Raw genomic sequence first — 20,243 nt, 5'->3', positions numbered from 1 at the left:
TGGCGATAGCTAAAGGGGTTACAAAAACAAAATTTTAATTACCCATACAAAAACACCGATGAAAGCTATTGTAATGGCAGCCTTACGAGATCTGTTTTGCAGTGGGGTTAAATCTTTAAATGGATCTGGTTTTGCTTCAATAGGGTCTATCCTCATAATACTAATGCTAAATACCCTGGTTAAAATAAATAGACATGTTAAGTGCCGGTGCGGCCTATTTTCGCTTTTTGCTAACAGTTGTTTTATTTAATACCCAACCTCCAAATTTGCTTCCGAGCGTTTTTAAAAATACAACAAATTGCTTTTGGGCATTTGTTAATTCTTTATTGGCCTCAAAAACGGCTACAGTTTTATCGGCGAAAAGCAACCACTCTTTTGATTTATTCAAGGCTGTTAAAGGGGCGGTATCAATAATAACAATATCGTATTTTGATTTTAAATCGTCGAAACGGTTTTTTATGAACGCCTCATCCGCAATTTCCAATAAGGTTATGTCATTGCCATGGTTTCCCAACGTAGTGGCGGTACTACTATTTACATCTACGTTGTACAGCGGGGTATTTTTAAAATAATCCTCTAAAAACAAGTTAGGGCGTACAGCATTTGTTAAATCAGGCCGTTCGAAGTTACCATCAATCAGTAAAACTTTTTTATTGATCATGGCATAGGAGTAGGCCAGGCTTGTGGCAAAAAGTGTTTTGCCTTCATGCGGGCTGATGCTTGTAACCGCAATTATTTTTTCTCCACGCAATTCCTGGTCAATTTCAAACCTGACAGATCGTAGCAGGTCTTTATATTGCTGCATTTTATCCCGGTTTTCAATATCCCAAAGTTTTCTGATATCAAGATCGGTACCCGGAATCCGGTTCAGGTAGCCCAATAAAGGCAGCTGGGTTTTGTTAACAAGCTCGGCAGGTTCTTTTATCGTATTATCAAGGTAAAACAAAACGAATAGCACAAACACGCAAACAAAAAACATTACCACAACGCTAATTACTATCAGCAGCATTTTTTTGGATGGTTCCGGCGCTTCAGGTTCGGCTTTTTCCACCTGGATAAGCTCGATGCTAAAGTTTGATTTAAGGTTGGTTGAGTTGTATTTATTTAAAACATCAAGGTATTCCTGGCTGGCTATATTTATATCAAAATCAAAGGTTTTTACTTTGGCATCAAACGGCACCAGGCGCGCAAATTTGGCGTTAAGGTCTGATAATGCTGCGTTTATGGATTGTACGCTGTATTTAGCCAGGTCGCGTGTCACTTCAAGTGTTAGTTTTTGCTTAACCAGGTCGTCTTTGTGCGTAAGCGGGTTGGTAATATATTGATCTGATGATAAGTTGATTTGTGACGATAATGATTTTTGAATTGAATCAAGGGCTGGTTTATACTTAGGATCGTAATTGCTGCGGATATACTTATTTTGGATGAGGTGAAGCTCATCCTGCGTTGCCGTAATAGTTTGGTTAATTTTGCTCGATACCGACTCAAAATATTGCCTGTCGGCCGGCGCAAATTTACTGTCAAGCGTTTTTAATGTTCCATCGTATGCGGCTATTTCTTTTTCGGCCTCCTGCTTTTTGTCGCTGTAACTTAGTATCTGGCCAAAAATAGCCCGCGACTGCTCCTCAAGGTTTAAAATGCCGTTATCTATCTTGTATTTCTGCAGCTGTGCTGTTTTATCGCGCAACGCGTTTCTTTTTTGAACCAACAGGTCGGATAAAAATGTAACCGCGTTTGATTCGTTTTTCTTTACGGTTTGACTATAGTAGTTAATAAATTGCGTACACAATATATTAACCACATCTGCAGATAATTGTGGGTTGGCCGAATCATAGCTAACCGATATAAAATCGCTTTCGTCGTCCCGGTAAATTACAAGGTCTTTACGCAACGATGCATCATCATATCGCATGGAATGCAGCAGATCGTTCAAAGTTTTCTCCTGCTTGTTATAAAGCAAAAGCGGCTCAAGATGATTAAACTTATATTGAAAAAGCTTTAATGCGGCATCCCGTTGGTATTCGGCCATATCAGCCAGCATTTTACTTGGTTTGCTATACGGATAGGCGGGGTATTGGAGGTCATGTATAATTAGCGAATAGGAAACCTGGCTAACTATCTTTTTTAGCTTCATGATAGCCATGAGGTTGCTAAACTCGCTGAATGCCTGCTGTGCCTGCTGGCTATTGTTAGCGTCTTTATCCAGCAGGTGACGCGATGCATCAACTATACCGGTAGCAATTTGAGCATGCGAAACATAGGTATCCGGCAGTCTTTTAACCGCAAAAAAAGTAGCTACACCTGTTATAATGGGTATAAAAATGAGTACTAATTTGTATTTTTTTAATAACTTAAAAAAAAATCCTAACTCCATCTTTTACTTTATATCTTCCAGTTTAATTCCTAATAGTTCTTCCAGGTTTGTTTTAGCTGTCCAGGTTGCCAGCTCGGCCTGTAGCATAAACGAATTTTGGTTGTAATAACTGTTCAATTGTTCGTTATAAATCTGAAAAGTGGTTTCTCCTTTTTGAAATGCATATTTAAGCTGTTTAACAGCTGCACCTGCATCGCTTACTGCGCCGGAACGAAGCCTTAGCTCGGCCATTGCCTGTAAATAAGCATAATAAAACTTTCTGACCTGGGCTTCCAGGGTAAGCATATATTCTGCCTGTTGGTATTGTGCTATTTTATAGGTTTCGTTAGCAGCGCTGGTTACCGATGGGTTTTTAAGTAATTGCCCGATGCTTAAAGTAATAGCCAGCTGGTAGCCTTTAAAAATAGTAGGTTGTGCCTGGTTAACCAAATTTTGCGGACTATAAATGTACGATGCCGTAAGCCCGTCGAGCCACGCAAATTTGGTTGCATTGTAGTTGCTGTGGGCTGCCCTAACCTGGCTTTGCCTTATTTTAACCTCCGGATAATTCTTTTTAGCTGTAGCTATAAGCTTATCCAGGTATGCCGTATTTACGGTGTTTATAAAAGTTTCCTGGGCGCATACCTGCCTGGAAAACAGCGTGATGGTTAACAAAAAGCAAGCAACTACTATATTTCTGTTCATTAATTTATACTTTTTCTTTTTGAAAGAGAGCCGGTACGGTACCTACAATAATCCGTAAATCTAACCAAATAGAATACTTTTGAGCATAAAAGTTATCCAATTTCTTTCTTTCTCTTTCAGACATATCTTCTTTGCCACGTTTGCTTATCTGCCATAATCCGGTAAGCCCAGCAGGGCCCAGGAACCTCATCGACCATTCGTTAGATGTCAGCATCTCGGCCTCGTAAACAGGCAAAGGACGGTTACCTACTACAGACATATCGCCCCTGAGGATGTTGAAAAGCTGCGGAAGCTCGTCAAGACTGGAGTTGCGTAAAAAATTGCCAAGCCTGGTTATACGCGGATCGTTTTTGATTTTTACAAATGCTGCTTTGCTGGCGCCGCCTTCCGTAGCGTATTGGTTGTTCTCGGTAGATAGTTTGGCCAATAGCTGGTCGGCATCGGTGCGCATCGATCTGAACTTGTAAAAATCAAACACCTTATATCCCGTGCCAACCCTTTTACTTTTATAAAATATTGGTCCTTTTGAATCTAATTTAATGGCAATGGCTACAAGCAGGTAAATTGGCGACAGGAAAAAAAGCATTGAGCATGATATAACCAGGTCAATAATGCGTTTTCCGAAAGGCATCTTGTAAGTTGTATCAACTTCTTTTGATAACTCAAGCAACTTTGGCTTTATCAGCTTAAATGTTACCAGGAAGTTTAGCCTCTCGCGCAAATCATCAATAGAAAAAGGAACGCTGTAATAATCATGTACCCTTAATTGAAGGGCTTTTTGTTTAAGGCTTTTATCATTTTGGGTTGATAGCAAAACGATGATAGAACCGTTAAGCAAAAAGCTTCTTTTTATTGATTCAACCAGCGCAAAACATTTGCCTTCTTTATCAATCTCTATCAGGATGATATCCGGAACCGTTAAAATAGATTGCTCGCCAAGGTAAACATCAAGCTGAGTGATGGTATCATTACAAATGATGTTAAAATTGCTAAGGCCCTTTAATATAAGGTCTTTTAATTCCAACCCCGCATAGGCAATCCTGATGTGCGAACCGGAATTTTCGTTCCAATCAGACGTTTGATGATTCATAAACTTGTAGAAGTTGGTTAATTGCTGATTTTAGTTCGGTTGGTTTGAAAGGTTTATGCATATAGCCATCAATTTTGAAAGGCATATTGCTTACCTGCTCATCCAGGTCATGTGCTGCCGACAATAACAATACCGGGATATCGCGGTAAAAACCACTTATCTTAACGTTTTTGGCAAATGATTGCCCGTCAAAATAGGGCATCTGAAGATCTGAAAGAATCAGGTCGGGAAAATGTCCTTCTTCAAGCCATCCAAATGCATCGATCCCGTTGTTTTTAACAACGCAATCATAATCTTTAGAAAGGATGAAACTGAGTAATTTTAGTATGCTTAAATCGTCATCGACAATCAGTAACGTTTTCTTCATATGGTTAATTTCGGGAATCTGGTAAAGCGGTTAAAACATATAAACTAATAATGATTTAGGGCAACGGCCGGGCTTTAATTGTATTAAAATTCCTATATTTTTAATGGTTTTCAAAGTAATCTGGTGTACGTTAAAATGATGACAAGAGTTTTGTTTTTAGTATAATTTCCTAAAAATCTTTACGCAGGTAATCAATTTGTCGGCATTAAGTCAATTACTGTACCGAAAATACATATAAAAATTTTACCTCACATACCAATAATGCTTTTATTTGCTAACAAGGCTTTTAGCTATTAATTAAGGTGTTAATAAAGCTTTCGTTTAGGTTATTATAGCTGAATTCGATCTACAGTTGAGGAATATATTCCCATTTTGGGTAGCGGCTTTTAAAAGAGGGTAAAAAAATACATAACATGTTAATATTTTTTTACCTGCTTGCTATTTGATATTGCATCGATATTGAACTGCATATTTTATATTTTTGATAGTGAATAACATTGAAAAGCATTTGAACCGGTTTGCAAAAAATAAACATATTATTATCTATGGGGGCTCGCTTGCCGTGCTGCTGTTTTTAATGCGCTGGCTTGAATATCGTTTTATAATAATAGATCATGCTCTTGAGATTTATATTGGAGCTATAGCCATTATTTTTACGTCGCTCGGTATCTGGCTGGCCTTAAAGCTAAGTTCGCCAAAGGTAAAAACCATACAAGTTGAAAAGGAGGTTTATGTGTATCCGGACGATAATTTTGTTTTAAACGAAACAGCATTAGCCGAACTTAACTTAAGCAAACGTGAAGTGGAGGTATTGCAATTAATGGCCAGCGGTTTAAGTAACCAGGAAATTGCTGCAAGGTTGTTTGTATCGTTAAATACCGTTAAAACCCACTCGTCAAATTTATTCTGGAAACTTGAGGTTGAACGCCGAACCCAGGCTGTTGACAAAGCTAAAAAGCTGGGAATTATTGCCTGAAAAGCTGGTACTTTAGGGTGATTCGCCTAAAATCACCCTAAAGTATGACTGCCATACGAGCCCAACTTTTCAAATTTGTACCAAAAATTAAAAACGATGAAAAAAAATGTAATCACTTTTGGGCTAATTGCAGGCGCCATAGTTTCCGCCCTGATGGGGGTAACCGTAGCCATGTGTTACGCCGATGGGAAAACCCACGGCAATATGTACTTAGGATACGCTACTATGCTCATCGCATTCTCGATGATATTTGTAGCCGTTAAAAACTACCGGGATAAATATAACGGTGGCGAAATTACTTTTGGGAAGGGTTTTATGATAGGACTTTATATTTCGCTCATCGCATCTACCTTATACGTGGTTACCTGGCTAATCATCTACTATAAATTTATGCCCGATTTTATGGAAAAGTACGCAACCCATACGCTCACCGAAGCTAAGGCCAGCGGTGCAAGCGCAAAGGAACTAAGCGAACAGGCGGCTAAAATGAATACCTATAAACAAATGTATAAGAACCCAGTTTTTGTGGTGCTGTTTACTTATGTGGAGATTTTACCCGTAGGGTTAATTATAGCGCTTATTACTGCGCTGGTATTAAAAAAACGGCCTACTGATAATATATTAGCAACTAACTAACAAGCGTTGTATAGTTAGTGCATACATGGTATTTAAATAAACAAAGCCCTTAAGCAAATCACTTAAGGGCTTTGTTTATTTAGCTTTTAGCCGCTTCAATAACCGATAGGATGTTACCCGCCGGATCATTAAACCAGGCTATAATAGGGCCACCGGCGGTAAATATGCCTTTTTGATTGGTTTTAAAGTTTTCCTCGTTGTAAACAATAAATTTAACACCATGTGCTGTTAATTCATCTACAGCTTTTTCAACGTCTGGTACCGGGAAATTAAGTATTGTAAAGGTGGCTGGCTGATGATTGGGCTTTGGGTATATCACAATTGGGTTGCCGCCCAAAATTTCCAGGTGTAAAATGCCTGGCATAGAGGTGTCTTCCTTTACTTCAAGGCCCAATGTTTTACCATAAAACTCCTTTGCTTTGGCAATGTCGTTCACCGAAAAACCACTGAATGCTTTGCTTTCCTTTAACATAATGTCCTCCTTTTATTATAACAATTAACAATAACGGATTTTGTTTCAACTTAAACTAATCTGCCAATAACTCCGCGTAGTAGCCAAAGCGTTTTAAAAACAATATCATGGTGTTAGGGCATACCGTTCCGGTGTTGCATTGTACCCGCAATATGTTATCGCAATCTTCCAGGTCGAAATTCGCGCTGTAGCCTGCAAACGTTTTATGGATTTCGGCTAACAGCGCTTTGGCATATTTGCGTTTGTTTACATTGGTTTTAAAAACTTCTACCGTCATAACAGCTTGATTTTTTAATCCGCGCGTACTGTTTATTTTGCTGTAAACAAAGGCGCGTACTTTTCGCGTTGTGTATAAGCCAGGAACAATACACCAGCCAGCAATGGTATAACCATAGTAAGACCCGATGGCGACAAAAACGCGTTCACTAAAACAATATTTACCATTACAGGGAATAAAACTACCAAGGCCAGCGCTACATACCTGCCAAATAATAAAAGCAGCGCGCAAACCAGCTCGGTTATTTTTATAAGCAGCATTAAATAACCCGAGGCCGCTAAGCCATCATTAAAAACTTTCATATTGCCTGTTACGGCTGGCATCGGGAATGCGTGGAAGTAAACCATGGCAAAATACATTACAGCTGCAAACAAAAACATCAGGGCTACAAGGGTACGTACAATAATTACTGCAATTTTCATAAAAAGTTGGTTTTGTGGTGATTTGGTTTTATTCAGTTGATTTTAATTGATTGTATTTTTTCCAAAAATAGTAGGTGGTAAACAAGAACGCAAGCATAACGATGGGTGGAATAAGTTCACCGGTCGAATCGCCCACAAAGGCTCTTGATGCAATAGCACCAAAAAAAGTGAACGAAAAGCCGGCAAAAGCCCATTCTTTAACTGCCTTGTATTTGTTTTGTAATATAGCTATTACTCCAAGTAATTTGGCCGTACCCATTATCACCATAAAATAAATAGGATAGCCCAGGTGTTTCAATACATCAATGCCTGCTTGTTGCCTGGTAACCCCGCCAAAGCCATCCCCGGCCATAGCCATGGCCAGTAACGCTGTTAATATCCAATAGGTGATTTTAATTGTTTTAGCGCTCATAACAATAAAAATTATTGTGGGCGGTTAGGTGAGTAGCTTACCATCCATGATATGCCAAATTTATCGGTAAACCATCCAAACAGGTCGCCCCACTCAGCCATGGCAAGCGGCACCATAACCTGGCCGCCTGCAGATAATGCGGCAAATATGGTTTCGGCTTCTTCCTTACTATCAGTATTGATAGAGACGTGATAGTTGTTACCTTGTTTATAGCCCATGCCCATTTCACCAATGCTGTCGGTAGCCATCAGGATGTTTTTACCTATAGGCAAGGCAATGTGCATGAGTTTGTCTTTGTCAGCTTCGGCTACGTTCTCAGAGCCTCCTGGCGAATCTTTAAAACGTATCACGGCCAAAAACTCGCCGCCAAATACCGATTTGTAAAAATTAAAAGCTTCTTCGGTTGTACCGGGTAAATTCAAATAAGGATTAATTGTTGCCATTTTAGTCGAGGTTTTAAATTGATAAATTTTCTTAATGGTTTATATGTAAATCTACGCTGATTTAACCTAAACCAAAAGGGCAAAATCCGACATTTAAAGGGTATAATTAAGACAATAGCTTACTTGTCGGATATAAACCGGTACACATAAGGGGCTTTGTGTGCGCCGCCTGTAAATTTTTTGGCTATCCGCTCCAATATTCCCAGGCTTAGCATTTTACGCTGAAATGCCGCACGGATAAGTTTCTTGTTCAGTACCGTTTCGTACAGGCTTTGCAAATCGCCCATGGTAAAGTCTTCGGTCAGCAGGTTAAAGCCGATTAGTTTCTGATCAAGGTTTACGCGCAGAGTTTCCAAAGCTTTTTTAATGATCAACTGGTGATCCTGCATTAGCACAGGTAAATCATCAAGGCCGTACCAGCAGCAACTATCTGAAATGCTGTCGGGCGTAGGGATGGCTTTTGTAAAATCGACCAGCGCGTAATAGCCTATAGATACAAATCGCTTCAACAGCCAATGGTCGGCCGGTGGCGTGGTCCCTCTTACCGACATGATTTTTTTCAGCGGCTCAGGGTCGTGCCTGCTTCTGTCGCCAAAAACATAAAATTGATCAAGGTAAATGTTTTTTAAACCGGTACGATCAAATAACACCCTGCGGGCTGCTTCATTAACATCTTCATAATTATGAATAAAACCACCGGGCAAGGCATATAGGCCGGTGTTTTTGTATGCAAGCAGTAAAACTTTAAGCTGTTTATCATGAAAACCAAAAATCACCGCATCAATTGCCAGGCCGGGTAAATAACCTTCGCCTTTTGCATCTGCTTCCTGGTTTTTAAACTGGTTGTTGTTTGCCGGCATATAAATATTAGCAATTAACAAAAAAATTTGTTAGCTGCGTAAAATTAATTATTATTGTAACATAATGATACAATAATAATCTATAAGTTGTATTAATTCCCAATAACCAATTATAAACCACATGAGGAAACCATTTTTAGCAGTATTGCTGCTGGTGCAGTTAGCTACCATGAAGGTAATTGCACAAACAAACCAGGTGACTATCGAGAACGGTACGCTTGAAGGGGTAAAAGAGGCCGGTTCGCCCGTTACTATTTTTAAGGGCATCCCATTTGCGCAGCCACCCGTGGGCGATTTGCGCTGGAAAGAGCCGCAACCCGCAAAAAACTGGACGGGCGTTTTAAAAGCTGATCATTTTGGGAGCAACCCCATGCAGCGGCCGGTTTTTGGCGATATGAATTTCCGGTCATCGGGGATGAGCGAGGATTGTCTTTATCTTAACGTTTGGACACCTGCTAAAACCATGAAAGAAAAGCTGCCGGTATTAGTTTATTTTTATGGAGGCGGCTTGGTTGCAGGTGATGGGTCCGAATCGCGCTATGACGGCGAAAGCATGGCCAAACGGGGGATTGTGGCATTAACAGTGAATTACCGTTTGGGCATATTCGGGTTCTTTTCACATCCCGAGCTAACTGCCGAATCGCCAAACCATTCATCAGGTAATTATGGTTACCTCGATCAGCATGCCGCGTTGGAATGGGTGAAAAAGAATATAGCCAAATTTGGCGGCGACCCCGACCATGTTACGATTGCAGGCGAATCGGCCGGGTCAATATCCGTGTCAATACAAATGGCGTCCCCGCTATCAAAAAACTTAATTAACGCTGCGATAGGAGAGAGCGGTGCCGGCATTAAGCCCACTTTAAATTCTATCCCATTGGCTGATGCCGAAAAGAACGGGGCAAAATTTGCCGAAAACATGAAAGCCGGATCGATAGCTGCTTTAAGGGCGCTATCAGCGGCCGATTTGTTAAGTGCAGCCTACAGCGCAAATGCAACCCCCAATACGCCAACCATTGATGGATATTTGCTGCCGAAATCGCTGCCCGAAATTTTTGAAGCGGGCGAACAGGCAAAAATCCCAATGCTGGTAGGATGGAACTCGGCCGAAGTGCCTTACCAGTTTGTAATGCGTGCTGATGCGCCAACGCTGGATAATTACAAAAAAGCATTAAATACTTTATATGGCGATAAAGCCGGCGAAGTAATGAAACTTTACCCCGCAACTACAGACGAAGAAGTTATAAAATCGGCAACAGCCTTGTCAAGCGATCGTTTTATCGTGTACAGCACCTGGAAATGGGCCGATCTGCAAATAAAAACAGGTGGCAAATCTGTTTATCGTTACTGCTTTTCGCGTATCCGCCCGGCGATGACGGCACAAATGGGCAACGCCGCCCCAGGGCTTGCCGGTGGTGTGGTGAAAAATAACGGTGGCATGGCTATGCCTAAAATGCCTGCGGCAGTTGGTGCATCGCATGCATCCGAAATTGAGTATGCCATGGGTAACCTGGCCGGAAATAAAGTTTACGCCTGGACACCTGATGACTTTAAAGTATCGGAAACTATGGAGAGCTATTTTGCTAATTTTATTAAAAATTACAATCCAAACGGCGCCGGCTTACCAAAATGGGATGCCAACACAGCGGGTAAAAGCCCCGTTAAGTTTATGGTCATCGACGTAAAAAGCGAACAAAAAACAGAAAACGACAGGGCAAGGTATTTGTTTCTGGATAATGAATATATGAAGTAAGATTTTTAAGGTGATTTGAATTGTCCTGGCTGCTGTAAAGTAGCCGGGACTTTTTTTGTTTTACCTTTTGGTAAATGCTATTTTAATTCCCATCAGCACAAAAACAACTGCCGAAAATTTATTAAGCCAAATACTAAATAAAGGCTGCTTTTTTAGCCTGCCTGATAATGAGCCGGCAAAAAATGTGAGTACAGCAAACCATGCTAAACCCATTAGCGCATAAGTTATACCAAGTAAAACAAAGGGCAAGGCATTGTGAATTTGCGCCGGATGGATGAATTGCGGAAAAAATGCCAGGAAAAATAGGGCAACTTTTGGGTTAAGGGTGTTTGTTAACACAGCAGATAAATAAGTTTTACGCATAGGCTCTAACACTATAGCCACATCCCGTTTTAAAATTTCCTCTTTTGAAAAAAACTTACTGATGCCAAGGTAAACCAGGTAGGCAGCGCCGATGTATTTTACAAAGCTGAAAGCCATTGCCGACTGTGATAATATTAACGACAAACCAAAAGCAGCCAGCGTAGTATGTACAAGCACTCCCGTAGTGATACCCAGCGTTGCATAAACGCCGGCCTTTTTGCCCTGGGCGATTGATTTGTTAAGCACGAAAATGGTATCGATACCCGGTGAGATGATGAAAAGGAAAGATGTGACCAGGAATGTACTGAAATTTATAATGCCCATAGGTACAAAACTAATAACATTATAACAAAATTGCTTTGCGGTAAGCTTTGTGCTTTTGTTAATTTTACCAAATGGACACTTTCGCCGACAGGATCATCACCTTTAACCAACAACTGGAATATACCGGAAAACTGCCGCCCGGGGTAAGCATCATGAACCCCTTTAGAGACAACGATTTTGCATTGGATGTATCTACCCGGTTTTACGGTAAGTATTACAGCGATAATCATCCCCGCCATTTGGTATTAGGGATAAATCCGGGGCGTTTTGGCTCGGGTATGACGGGGGTATCCTTTACTGACCCTAAACGAATGATTAGTAAATGCCAGATACCCTATATCGGCCCTATAACTCATGAACCATCATCAGAATATGTTTATGATATGATTGAAGCATTTGGCGGGATTGAACGGTTTTATCAGCAATTTTATATTCATTCCGTTTGTCCGCTGGGCTTTACCATAACCGGCCCAAAAGGTAAAGAGATAAACTATAATTACTACGATACCCCGGAGTTAACAAAAGCAGTGTACCCTTTCATCGTAGAAAATATTAAAAAACAAATTGCTATAGGTTTTGAAACCGATGTTTGTTTTTGCTTTGGTACAGGTAAAAATGAAGCCTTTTTACGCAAGCTTAATGACGAGCACCGGTTTTTTAAACAGGTTGTGGCGTTGGAGCATCCCCGTTTTATTATGCAATACAAATCAAAAACAAAGCAGGATTATATTGCGAAATACCTGAAGGCTTTTAATGCGGTTGTTATTCCTTAAAGCTATTTGGTGCTGATATCGCGTTTATGATCGTCAAACTCCCGGCCTGTGGCATGATAATTCCTTATCAATCCGGCCAGTTGTTTCAACTCAAAATCGGTAAGCTCGGTACCACCGGAGTAATGATACCCTGGCTCAGTATCATCCAAAAAAATAGCGCCCAGATATCCCTTGTCAAAAGTTTTGGAACTATCTATGTCTTTGTATAGTTTATAGGTTCCACTGTTGTTTTCGTTAATCTTATTGGTATTTGCCGGGTCGATAGCAATAATAATATGGCTCCCGTCTGCTTTATTAATACCGAATGTTACGCCGCTGGTTATCATAAGTAAGCAAACAGGCAGGTTGGATAAATGTTTTGAGTACACACTAATTGTACGAATTGAATCGAATGTCACGAATTTGCATAGTCCGCTAAATTTTAAACTCGTTATTTGGGACAATTAATTCGTCGACTTGAAAACCAATGTTTGTGCTAATTCGCTTTAATTACTGCAATTCGTGTTTATGTTTTTTTCAACTTCTTTAACAAAATTAAAAAGTTTAATATGTTTATAAAATTATTGAAATCGGTCGCTAAGAGATATTAAAAGCAATGTTTATCATAACTTTGTTTAGGTGGGCGAAACAATGCTGTTAAGTTAATCACTTGCAACCCCGTAGGGGTATAACATTTGTAGAAAAAAAGAAAAATAACGCTCCGTGCCGCAGGTACGGAACCTATGTAGCGTACCACGGCACGCAAAAATGTTAAATTAAAGTGCTACAAATGTTCTGCTCCCCTGTCGATTCTTTAACTGATAGCATTGTAACGGATAATTGGGGACTAATAATTTCAGAAAAATATTACTCAAAATTTAAACTATCAATGATAGCTTTTTTAAGAAAAAATGCCGGCATCAGGCTGGCGATCCCACTTTTGTTTTCATGGTTTAGCGCAAACGCTCAGGACGCAGCCAAATTTCCCCTGATACCTTATCCCACAAAATTAATACCGGGTAAAGGATTATTTGCGATAACACCGCGAACCACTGTGAGCGGGGAGGCATTTAAGAGCGAGGCTAAAGAACTCGCTGCTCTTTTAGCAAAAGGACTTGGACAAAAGTTAACACCAGCTAAAAGTCAATCCGCGGCGGCTATAAGCATTATAAAAAGCGCCGATATAACAGCATCAGAAAGCTACCGGCTTACCATCAAGCCAAATCATGTCGAAATTTTAGCTAACTCCGGTGCCGGTGTCTTTCACGCAATCGAAACTATCAGGCAACTATTGCCGGCGTCGATAGAAAAAGGCATCGCAAGCAAAAAGTTAGTTTTGCCGGTGCTAACCATCGAAGATGAGCCAGCTTATGAGTGGCGCGGTATGCACCTGGATGTTTCGCGACATTTCTTTTCTATAAGCTACCTGAAAAAGTTTATCGACAGGATGGCACTTTACAAAATGAACAAGCTGCACCTGCACCTGACCGACGACCAGGGCTGGCGGATTGAAATAAAAAAATATCCCAAATTGACTGAAGAGGGTGCTTGGCGTACATTCAACAACCAGGATTCGATGTGCATGAAACGTTCAAAGGATAATCCCGATTTTGTGATTGATAAAGAACATATCATCCAGCGCGATGGTAAAACACTTTATGGCGGTTTTTACACCCAGCAGGAAATGAAAGGTATAGTAGCCTACGCGGCGGCAAGGCATATTGATATTATACCAGAGATTGATATGCCCGGCCACATGATGGCTGCCATAAACTCTTATCCATTTTTAACCTGCAATGGCGAGAATAAATGGGGAGCCCTGTTTACCAAGCCTATTTGTCCTTGTAACGAAACTACTTTTGAGTTTGCGCAAAATGTATTTACCGAGATTATGGATATTTTCCCATCCAAATATATCCACATAGGCGGCGATGAAGTTGACCGTACCGATTGGGGTAAATCTGACGCCTGCAAGGCTTTGATGGAGAAAGAAGGAATAAAAGACCTGGCAGCCCTGCAAAGCTATTTTATTAACCGGATGGAGAAATTCTTTAACTCCAAAGGCCGGAAACTCATAGGATGGGACGAAATTATTGAAGGCGGCATTAGCCCAACAGCCATAGTGATGTATTGGCGCGGATGGGTACCCAAAGCCCCGGTTGAGGCCGTTAAAAACGGCAATACCGTGATTATGACACCAGGCGAGCCGTTATATTTTGACAATCAGCCCGACCAGTATGCTGTTGATCGGGTATATCATTTTAATCCAATCCCCAAAGTGCTAAACGCACAGGAGGCCAAATCAATTATTGGTGCCCAGGCCAACATTTGGACAGAGCAGATTCCATCCGAGCGCCGGGCCGATTATATGGCCATGCCCCGGATGACTGCCCTTGCCGAAATGCTTTGGACAAATCAGCCCGATAAATACCAATCGTACCTGCAACGCCTGGTCCGTCAATATAGCAGGATGGATGCCATGGGGATAAATTATCGCCTGCCGGATTTGCCGGGCCTGCTAAACGAATATGTATTTACCGATGAGGGCAAATTAAGTATTGCATCGCCTTTGTCAACTTTAACCATCCGTTACACTACCGATGGATCCTTGCCCGGTGTAGGGTCAGCAGTATTGCCGACGCCATTGGTTATCAAAAAATCTCAACTAATAAGGGTTGCCGCATTTACTCCAAATGGCACCCGTGGCGATGTTTACAACCTGAATTATACCCAGCAACAAATGCTTGGCCCGGTAAAAATAGCGCCGCCAAAACCCGGCCTGGCTTGTACTTATTACAAAGCTTACTTTAAAGCAACAACTTTTATGAAGGATGCTAAAGTTGATAGTACTTTTACTACGGATAAAATTGAAGTACCTGCAACTGTAAAAGCGCCATCATTTGGTATTACCTATAAAGGTTATATTGATGTACCCGCCGATGGCATTTACAGCTTTTATTTAACCTGCGATGATGGCGGAGTGTTAAAAATAGGCCCCAATATGGTTGTCAATAACGATGGAAACCATTCGGCCCAGGAACGCAGCGGGCAGGTGGCCTTAAAAATGGGGGCACACCCTTTTCAGCTTGATTTTATTGAGGGCGGCGGCGGCTTTAAGCTGGGCCTAAAGTATAGTGTTAATGGCTCGGTACCGCAGGATGTGCCGGCTGGTTGGTTTAAAAATTAAAATGTATTCATGAAAAAGGTTACAGGTATCATATTACTGTTGTTGGCCATCGGCCTAAAAGCATTTAGCCAGGCGGCACCGAAGCCGTACGGTCCGCTACCAACAAAAGGTCAGCTAAACTGGCAGGAAATGGGTATGTATTGCATTATCCATTATGGTGTTGATGTTTATACCGATAAGGAGTGGGGTTATGGGGATGAAGACCCAAAGCTCATTAATCCATCGCAGTTTAGTGCCATGCAAATTGTAGGGGCTGCCAAAGCCGGCGGCTTTAAAGGCGTTGTAGTGGTTGCCAAGCACCACGATGGCTTTTGCCTTTGGCCAACTAAAACCACCGAGCATAACATATCCAAAAGCCCGTATAAAAATGGCAAAGGCGATATTTTGAAAGAGTACCGCGAGGCCTGCGATAAATTAGGAATGCAGTTAGGGGTATATTGCTCGCCCTGGGACAGGAATAACCCTAATTATGGAACGGATGAATATATCAAAATATACCGCGAGCAATTGCGCGAGTTATATACCAACTACGGCCCGCTGTTTATATCATGGCACGATGGTGCCAACGGTGGCGATGGCTACTATGGCGGCAAGAGAGAGGTAAGGCATATCGACAGGTCTACCTATTATGGTTGGGATACCACCTGGGCAATTACCCGTAAATTGCAACCGAACGCCGTTATTTTCGGTGATGTTGGGCCGGATGTACGCTGGGTGGGTAACGAAGAAGGCCATGCCGGCGAAACCTGCTGGGCCACTTATACACCACATGCCCCTGTAGAGGGCAAAAAACCAGGCAATGGCTTCGTAAAAGATTATGAAGGAACAGAAGGCACCCGCAATGGCGATTTCTGGATGCCCGCAGAATGCGATGTATCTTTACGGCCAGGTTGGTTTTACCACAAAACACAGGATGATGGGGTAAAATCGCCCTATACTTTGCTTGATCTGTATTACAAAAGTGTAGGTCGCGGCGCCGCGCTTGACCTGGGCTTATCGCCCGACCCACGCGGAATTGTAAATGAGATAGATGTTAAATCGCTTACCCAATTTGGCAACCTGTTAAAACAAACCTTTGCAGTTAACCTGGCAAAAGGCGCTACCGTTACCGCGAGTAATATCCGTGGTGGCAATAAATTAAGCTTTGGTCCGCAGCTTTTGTTAGATAATGATAGGTATAGTTATTGGGCTACCGATGATAAAGTAACCATGCCCAGTTTAACTATCGATCTGCACACGCCAAAAACATTCAACGTTATCCGCGTACGCGAAAATATTAAGTTAGGCCAGCGGATAGAAGCTTTTGAGGTGGATGCTTTTGAGAACGGCAAATGGCAACAAATTGGCGCCGCTACCAGTATAGGCGGTAACAGGCTAATCCGCTTAACTCAAAATATTACGGCAAGTAAATTAAGGTTAAGAATAACCAAATCGCCGGTTGCCATTGCGCTTAGCGATTTTGGACTGTTTAAAGAGCCCGTGCATTTAACTGCTCCTAAAATTACCCGGAACAAAAAAGGCGAGGTAAGCATAACAACCGAAGCGCCGGTGAGTGCCATAAGGTATACTTTGAACGGACAGGAACCAACGTTTACTTCGCCGGTTTACAAGGAACCGGTTTTATTGGCCAACGGAGGGATTGTTAAAGCACGTAGCTTTGAAGGCAAGGGGCAGAAAAGCGATGTTGCTTTTGCCTCATTTGGCTATGCCAAAGCAGATTGGAAAATCATTGATGCGACTGCAGCAAATGATGGTGGCAACCGGGGCGAAAATGCAGTTGATGAGCATACCGGTACGTTATACAGCACATTAAGCAAGAGTGATACAAAATTTCCGCAGCAAATAACTATTGATATGGGGGTGTCGCACCAAATTAAAGCATTTGGATATTTACCAAGGCAGGATAAGCAGGCCGATGGTATTGTTGACCGGTATGCATTTTATACAAGCCTGGATGGCAAAGAATGGGTGAAAGTGGCTTCGGGGGAATTCTCTAATATTAAATCGAACCCGATTGAGCAGCCGGTTGTTTTAAGCAACCCCGTAAGCGCCAGGTATTTTAAATTTGAGGCTGAACATGTTATAACAGGCAATGGCATTACCGTTGCAGAATTAAGCGTTTATTAATTATCTATTATATGGCCGGGCGTATGTTTGAGCAAACCGGAATACATTCTACACATTACAAATGAAAAAAACGACCTTCTTAGCCGGGATGCTGGCAGTTTTAACAGTGACCGCATTTGGCCAGGCACCAAAAGCTAAAAAAACGACAGGTATTGCACCTGTGTCTTTTACCAAATACGTCGATCCTTATATCGGTACCGGTTTTCACGGGCATGTGTTTGTTGGGGCAAACGTTCCTTTTGGCGCAGTGCAATTAGGGCCAACTAACCTGTCTGAAGGGTGGGATTGGTGCTCGGGCTACCATATTTCCGATTCAACTATTATTGGTTTTCAGCATACCCACTTAAGCGGTACCGGTATCGGCGATTTGGGCGATATTTCTTTTATGCCAACCACCGGGGCTATCAAAACCTACAAAGGCAGTTTGAAAGATATGCAAGATGGATATGTTTCACTTTTTAGCCACAAGGACGAAGTTGTGAAGCCCGGCTACTATAAGGTTAAGTTAAAACGCTACGATATCGGCGTCGAGCTTACAGCCACTACCAGGGTGGGGATGCACAAATACACGTTCCCAACATCAAAAGATGCGCATATTGTGATTGACTTACAGGAAGGCATCGGTTGGGACAGATCGTACGAAACCTACATTAAGCAGGAAGATAAGTATACCATCAGCGGGTATCGTTTTTCGAAAGGATGGGCGGCTGATCAGCGTATTTACTTTACCGCCGTTTTCTCAAAACCGATAGAAAAATTCGCGGTTTACGATAGTACAGCAAAAGCCATCGGTACCAAGTTAAAAGGAGCAAAAATTAAGGGTGTTATCAGTTTTGCTACCTCAAAGGGCGAGGTTGTATACGCTAAAGTTGGTATTTCGCCGGTAAGCTCGGCCAATGCCATGCTGAACATTAAAGCCGAAATACCTGGCTGGGATTTTGCAAAAGTTGTTAGCCAGGCAGACCAGGCCTGGAATGCGCAATTAGGCAAAATCAATATTAAAGCTGATTCATTGTCGATATTGAAAAAGTTTTACACCGCTTTCTACCACTCTATGGTAGCGCCATCTATATTTAATGATGTAAACGGCGAATATTGGGGTACCGATAAAAAGGTGCATAAAAATGTTGGATTTAATAATGTAACTACATTTTCCTTATGGGATACTTACAGGTCTAATAACCCACTGTCAACCATCATCCACCCGGAGCATACCAATGATATGATAAACTCGATGCTGGCTATTTACCAGCAGCAGGGCACTTTGCCAACCTGGCATTTAATGGCCAACGAGACTAATTGTATGGTTGGTTACAGCGCGGTACCTGTTGTTGCCGATGCATTGCTGAAAGGCTACAAAGGTTTTGATGCTAACCTGGCTTATGAGGCTATGAAAACCACCGCCATGCAGGACGCGCGCGGCGTTAAATTTGTTAAAAAACTGGGTTTTATTCCTGCAGATAGTACGGCCGAATCTGTTTCGATGGGTTTGGAATATGCCATTGACGATTGGTGTCTTGCACAGGTTGCCAAAAAACTGGGTAAAACTGCCGATTATGAATACTTTAGCAAGCGCGGTAAATACTACAAAAACTACTACGACCCTAAAGCCGGGTTTATGCGTGGCCGTTTAGCCGATAATTCATGGCGCACGCCATACAGCCCATTCATCTCGATTCATGAAACCGGCGACTTTACCGAAGGCAATGGCTGGGAATATACTTTCCTGGTACCTCAGGATGTGGAAGGATTAATTAATTTGCTGGGCGGCAAAGACAAATTTAATATCAAGCTCGATTCGTTATTTATTGCCGAGGGAGATATGGGTAAATTTAAATCGCCTGATGTTTCGGGGTTAATTGGGCAGTATGCGCATGGCAACGAGCCAGGGCACCCAATGGCCTACTACTATGATTACTCGGGCCAGCCATGGAAAACTGCCGCTAAAGTGCGTTATATCCTTGATGACTTTTACACCACTAAAACCGACGGTATTATCGGTAATGAAGATGTTGGCCAGATGTCGGCCTGGTACGTATTATCGGCCCTTGGCTTTTACCCCGTTAACCCGGCAAATGGCCTGTACGTTTTTGGCAGCCCGGTAATCACCGAGGCAACGCTGAAACTACAGGGAAATAAAACATTTCACGTTGTGGTAAAAAATAACGGGCCTAAAAACATGTATATCAACGCCATGAAACTGAACGGTGTAAACTATACCAAAACCTATTTTTCGCACAAAACCCTGATGGCTGGCGGCGAACTGGAAATAACCATGGGCGATAAGCCCGGTACAGTTTGGGGAGTTGGGGATGCCAATAAAGCGGTATCGGTGTTGAAGTAGAAGTAGTTATTATCATATAATCGCGTCATTGCTTCGTGTCTTATAATGACGTGCTTGTAAATTACTGACTGTCAGCATTAAATATCCGTCATTGCGAATAACTACCAGGATAATCCTGGAAAAAACAGTAACGACATTGCTGCAAATGGGGCTGTTGTAGAGACGCATAATTGCGTCTCCCGCAGGATATTCAGGATTTGCAAGGCCGATTTGCAAGATCAATTTGCATGTGTGATTTGCACGCGGGAGACGCAATTATGCGTCTCTACGTTGAAAATTTAAAAAAAAACATTATTGATAATCAATAACTTACATTTATGTCATTATGAGGTACGAAGCAATGACGGGAGTTTAGTACATTGATTTCACTGTCTTTCTTT

General features: G+C 41.8%; 19 protein-coding genes. 7 read left to right on the top strand and 12 right to left on the bottom strand.

Going from position 1 to position 20,243, the window contains the following annotated elements:
• Positions 1–214: 214 nt before the first annotated feature.
• Genes FSB76_RS00535 through FSB76_RS00520 form a run of 4 tightly spaced genes read right to left on the bottom strand, consistent with a single transcriptional unit; the run spans position 215 to position 4,515 of the window.
• Entirely contained in the window at positions 215–2,374 is a 2,160-nt protein-coding gene (locus FSB76_RS00535; protein WP_147051665.1) for an AAA family ATPase, read from the bottom strand.
• 3 nt (positions 2,375–2,377) lie between these two features.
• Complete coding sequence (locus FSB76_RS00530; RefSeq protein ID WP_147051664.1) at positions 2,378–3,058, bottom strand: TolC family protein; 681 nt, start codon at positions 3,056–3,058, stop codon at positions 2,378–2,380.
• Positions 3,059–3,062: 4 nt separating this feature from the next.
• On the bottom strand, positions 3,063–4,148 hold the full coding sequence (locus FSB76_RS00525) for a sugar transferase (RefSeq protein WP_147051663.1): 1,086 nt from the start codon (positions 4,146–4,148) through the stop codon (positions 3,063–3,065).
• Positions 4,129–4,515, bottom strand: a complete 387-nt coding sequence (locus FSB76_RS00520; protein ID WP_147051662.1) for a response regulator — start codon at positions 4,513–4,515, stop codon at positions 4,129–4,131. Before FSB76_RS00520 ends, FSB76_RS00525 begins: the two co-directional genes overlap by 20 nt.
• Before the next feature lie 487 nt (positions 4,516–5,002).
• Between FSB76_RS00520 and FSB76_RS32790 the strand changes: the two genes are divergently transcribed.
• Together FSB76_RS32790 and FSB76_RS00510 are read left to right on the top strand one after the other, a co-directional pair.
• Positions 5,003–5,491: a response regulator transcription factor gene (locus tag FSB76_RS32790; RefSeq protein ID WP_317131363.1), complete on the top strand. Its 489-nt coding sequence runs from the start codon at positions 5,003–5,005 to the stop codon at positions 5,489–5,491.
• A 96-nt stretch (positions 5,492–5,587) separates the two neighbouring features.
• A complete protein-coding gene (locus FSB76_RS00510; protein ID WP_147051661.1) occupies positions 5,588–6,127 on the top strand; it encodes a DUF4199 domain-containing protein in 540 nt (179 codons plus the stop codon).
• A 79-nt stretch (positions 6,128–6,206) separates the two neighbouring features.
• Here FSB76_RS00510 and FSB76_RS00505 read toward each other — a convergent pair whose 3' ends face one another.
• From FSB76_RS00505 to FSB76_RS00480, 6 genes are all read right to left on the bottom strand, one after another.
• Positions 6,207–6,599: a VOC family protein gene (locus tag FSB76_RS00505; RefSeq protein WP_147051660.1), complete on the bottom strand. Its 393-nt coding sequence runs from the start codon at positions 6,597–6,599 to the stop codon at positions 6,207–6,209.
• A 55-nt stretch (positions 6,600–6,654) separates the two neighbouring features.
• Complete coding sequence (locus FSB76_RS00500; protein WP_147051659.1) at positions 6,655–6,876, bottom strand: hypothetical protein; 222 nt, start codon at positions 6,874–6,876, stop codon at positions 6,655–6,657.
• A gap of 32 nt (positions 6,877–6,908) precedes the next feature.
• Positions 6,909–7,298, bottom strand: a complete 390-nt coding sequence (locus tag FSB76_RS00495) for a DoxX family protein (protein WP_147051658.1) — start codon at positions 7,296–7,298, stop codon at positions 6,909–6,911.
• Positions 7,299–7,326: 28 nt separating this feature from the next.
• Positions 7,327–7,710, bottom strand: a complete 384-nt coding sequence (locus FSB76_RS00490; RefSeq protein WP_147051657.1) for a DoxX family protein — start codon at positions 7,708–7,710, stop codon at positions 7,327–7,329.
• Positions 7,711–7,721: 11 nt separating this feature from the next.
• Positions 7,722–8,153 (bottom strand): VOC family protein, encoded by a 432-nt coding sequence (locus FSB76_RS00485; RefSeq protein ID WP_147051656.1) that lies wholly within the window; start codon positions 8,151–8,153, stop codon positions 7,722–7,724.
• A 119-nt stretch (positions 8,154–8,272) separates the two neighbouring features.
• The gene (locus FSB76_RS00480; protein ID WP_147051655.1) at positions 8,273–9,013 is read right to left on the bottom strand and encodes an NUDIX hydrolase; all 741 of its coding nucleotides are present in this window, start codon (positions 9,011–9,013) and stop codon (positions 8,273–8,275) included.
• A gap of 121 nt (positions 9,014–9,134) precedes the next feature.
• On the opposite strand from FSB76_RS00480, the gene FSB76_RS00475 reads away from it, so the two are divergent.
• Positions 9,135–10,766, top strand: coding sequence for a carboxylesterase/lipase family protein (locus tag FSB76_RS00475; protein WP_147051654.1), 1,632 nt, complete (start codon positions 9,135–9,137; stop codon positions 10,764–10,766).
• 60 nt (positions 10,767–10,826) lie between these two features.
• Here the strand turns inward: FSB76_RS00475 and FSB76_RS00470 are convergent, their stop codons facing one another.
• On the bottom strand, positions 10,827–11,453 hold the full coding sequence (locus tag FSB76_RS00470) for a LysE family translocator (RefSeq protein WP_147051653.1): 627 nt from the start codon (positions 11,451–11,453) through the stop codon (positions 10,827–10,829).
• 71 nt (positions 11,454–11,524) lie between these two features.
• Here FSB76_RS00470 and FSB76_RS00465 point away from each other — a divergent pair, with 71 nt between their 5' ends.
• The gene (locus FSB76_RS00465) at positions 11,525–12,226 is read left to right on the top strand and encodes a uracil-DNA glycosylase family protein (protein WP_147051652.1); all 702 of its coding nucleotides are present in this window, start codon (positions 11,525–11,527) and stop codon (positions 12,224–12,226) included.
• Between the two features lie 2 nt (positions 12,227–12,228).
• On the opposite strand, the gene FSB76_RS00460 is transcribed toward FSB76_RS00465, so the two are convergent.
• Complete coding sequence (locus tag FSB76_RS00460) at positions 12,229–12,552, bottom strand: hypothetical protein (RefSeq protein WP_147051651.1); 324 nt, start codon at positions 12,550–12,552, stop codon at positions 12,229–12,231.
• 542 nt (positions 12,553–13,094) lie between these two features.
• Here FSB76_RS00460 and FSB76_RS00455 point away from each other — a divergent pair.
• From FSB76_RS00455 to FSB76_RS00445, 3 genes are all read left to right on the top strand, one after another.
• A complete protein-coding gene (locus tag FSB76_RS00455) occupies positions 13,095–15,392 on the top strand; it encodes a family 20 glycosylhydrolase (RefSeq protein WP_147051650.1) in 2,298 nt (765 codons plus the stop codon).
• A 9-nt stretch (positions 15,393–15,401) separates the two neighbouring features.
• Complete coding sequence (locus FSB76_RS00450; protein ID WP_147051649.1) at positions 15,402–17,519, top strand: alpha-L-fucosidase; 2,118 nt, start codon at positions 15,402–15,404, stop codon at positions 17,517–17,519.
• Between the two features lie 61 nt (positions 17,520–17,580).
• Positions 17,581–19,863, top strand: a complete 2,283-nt coding sequence (locus FSB76_RS00445) for a GH92 family glycosyl hydrolase (protein WP_147051648.1) — start codon at positions 17,581–17,583, stop codon at positions 19,861–19,863.
• Positions 19,864–20,243: the final 380 nt, after the last annotated feature.

Origin of the sequence: Mucilaginibacter ginsenosidivorax (genome assembly GCF_007971525.1) — a bacterium.
Classification (GTDB): Bacteria; Bacteroidota; Bacteroidia; order Sphingobacteriales; family Sphingobacteriaceae; genus Mucilaginibacter; species Mucilaginibacter ginsenosidivorax.
Note: the sequence above shows the minus strand (reverse complement) of the source record. Positions and strands in the feature narration are given on the sequence as shown.

What these genes read in the sequence shown, in the direction of transcription:
- FSB76_RS00500 (WP_147051659.1), bottom strand. Translation starts at nt 6,876, where the DNA reads ATGACGGTAGAAGTTTTTAAAACCAATGTAAACAAACGCAAATATGCC.
- FSB76_RS00445 (WP_147051648.1), top strand. Translation starts at nt 17,581, where the DNA reads ATGAAAAAAACGACCTTCTTAGCCGGGATGCTGGCAGTTTTAACAGTG.
- FSB76_RS00535 (WP_147051665.1), bottom strand. Translation starts at nt 2,374, where the DNA reads ATGGAGTTAGGATTTTTTTTTAAGTTATTAAAAAAATACAAATTAGTA.
- FSB76_RS00495 (WP_147051658.1), bottom strand. Translation starts at nt 7,298, where the DNA reads ATGAAAATTGCAGTAATTATTGTACGTACCCTTGTAGCCCTGATGTTT.
- FSB76_RS00450 (WP_147051649.1), top strand. Translation starts at nt 15,402, where the DNA reads ATGAAAAAGGTTACAGGTATCATATTACTGTTGTTGGCCATCGGCCTA.
- FSB76_RS00475 (WP_147051654.1), top strand. Translation starts at nt 9,135, where the DNA reads ATGAGGAAACCATTTTTAGCAGTATTGCTGCTGGTGCAGTTAGCTACC.
- FSB76_RS00455 (WP_147051650.1), top strand. Translation starts at nt 13,095, where the DNA reads ATGATAGCTTTTTTAAGAAAAAATGCCGGCATCAGGCTGGCGATCCCA.
- FSB76_RS00510 (WP_147051661.1), top strand. Translation starts at nt 5,588, where the DNA reads ATGAAAAAAAATGTAATCACTTTTGGGCTAATTGCAGGCGCCATAGTT.
- FSB76_RS00465 (WP_147051652.1), top strand. Translation starts at nt 11,525, where the DNA reads ATGGACACTTTCGCCGACAGGATCATCACCTTTAACCAACAACTGGAA.
- FSB76_RS00490 (WP_147051657.1), bottom strand. Translation starts at nt 7,710, where the DNA reads ATGAGCGCTAAAACAATTAAAATCACCTATTGGATATTAACAGCGTTA.
- FSB76_RS00505 (WP_147051660.1), bottom strand. Translation starts at nt 6,599, where the DNA reads ATGTTAAAGGAAAGCAAAGCATTCAGTGGTTTTTCGGTGAACGACATT.
- FSB76_RS00485 (WP_147051656.1), bottom strand. Translation starts at nt 8,153, where the DNA reads ATGGCAACAATTAATCCTTATTTGAATTTACCCGGTACAACCGAAGAA.
- FSB76_RS00530 (WP_147051664.1), bottom strand. Translation starts at nt 3,058, where the DNA reads ATGAACAGAAATATAGTAGTTGCTTGCTTTTTGTTAACCATCACGCTG.
- FSB76_RS00525 (WP_147051663.1), bottom strand. Translation starts at nt 4,148, where the DNA reads ATGAATCATCAAACGTCTGATTGGAACGAAAATTCCGGTTCGCACATC.
- FSB76_RS00520 (WP_147051662.1), bottom strand. Translation starts at nt 4,515, where the DNA reads ATGAAGAAAACGTTACTGATTGTCGATGACGATTTAAGCATACTAAAA.
- FSB76_RS00480 (WP_147051655.1), bottom strand. Translation starts at nt 9,013, where the DNA reads ATGCCGGCAAACAACAACCAGTTTAAAAACCAGGAAGCAGATGCAAAA.
- FSB76_RS00470 (WP_147051653.1), bottom strand. Translation starts at nt 11,453, where the DNA reads ATGGGCATTATAAATTTCAGTACATTCCTGGTCACATCTTTCCTTTTC.
- FSB76_RS00460 (WP_147051651.1), bottom strand. Translation starts at nt 12,552, where the DNA reads ATGATAACCAGCGGCGTAACATTCGGTATTAATAAAGCAGACGGGAGC.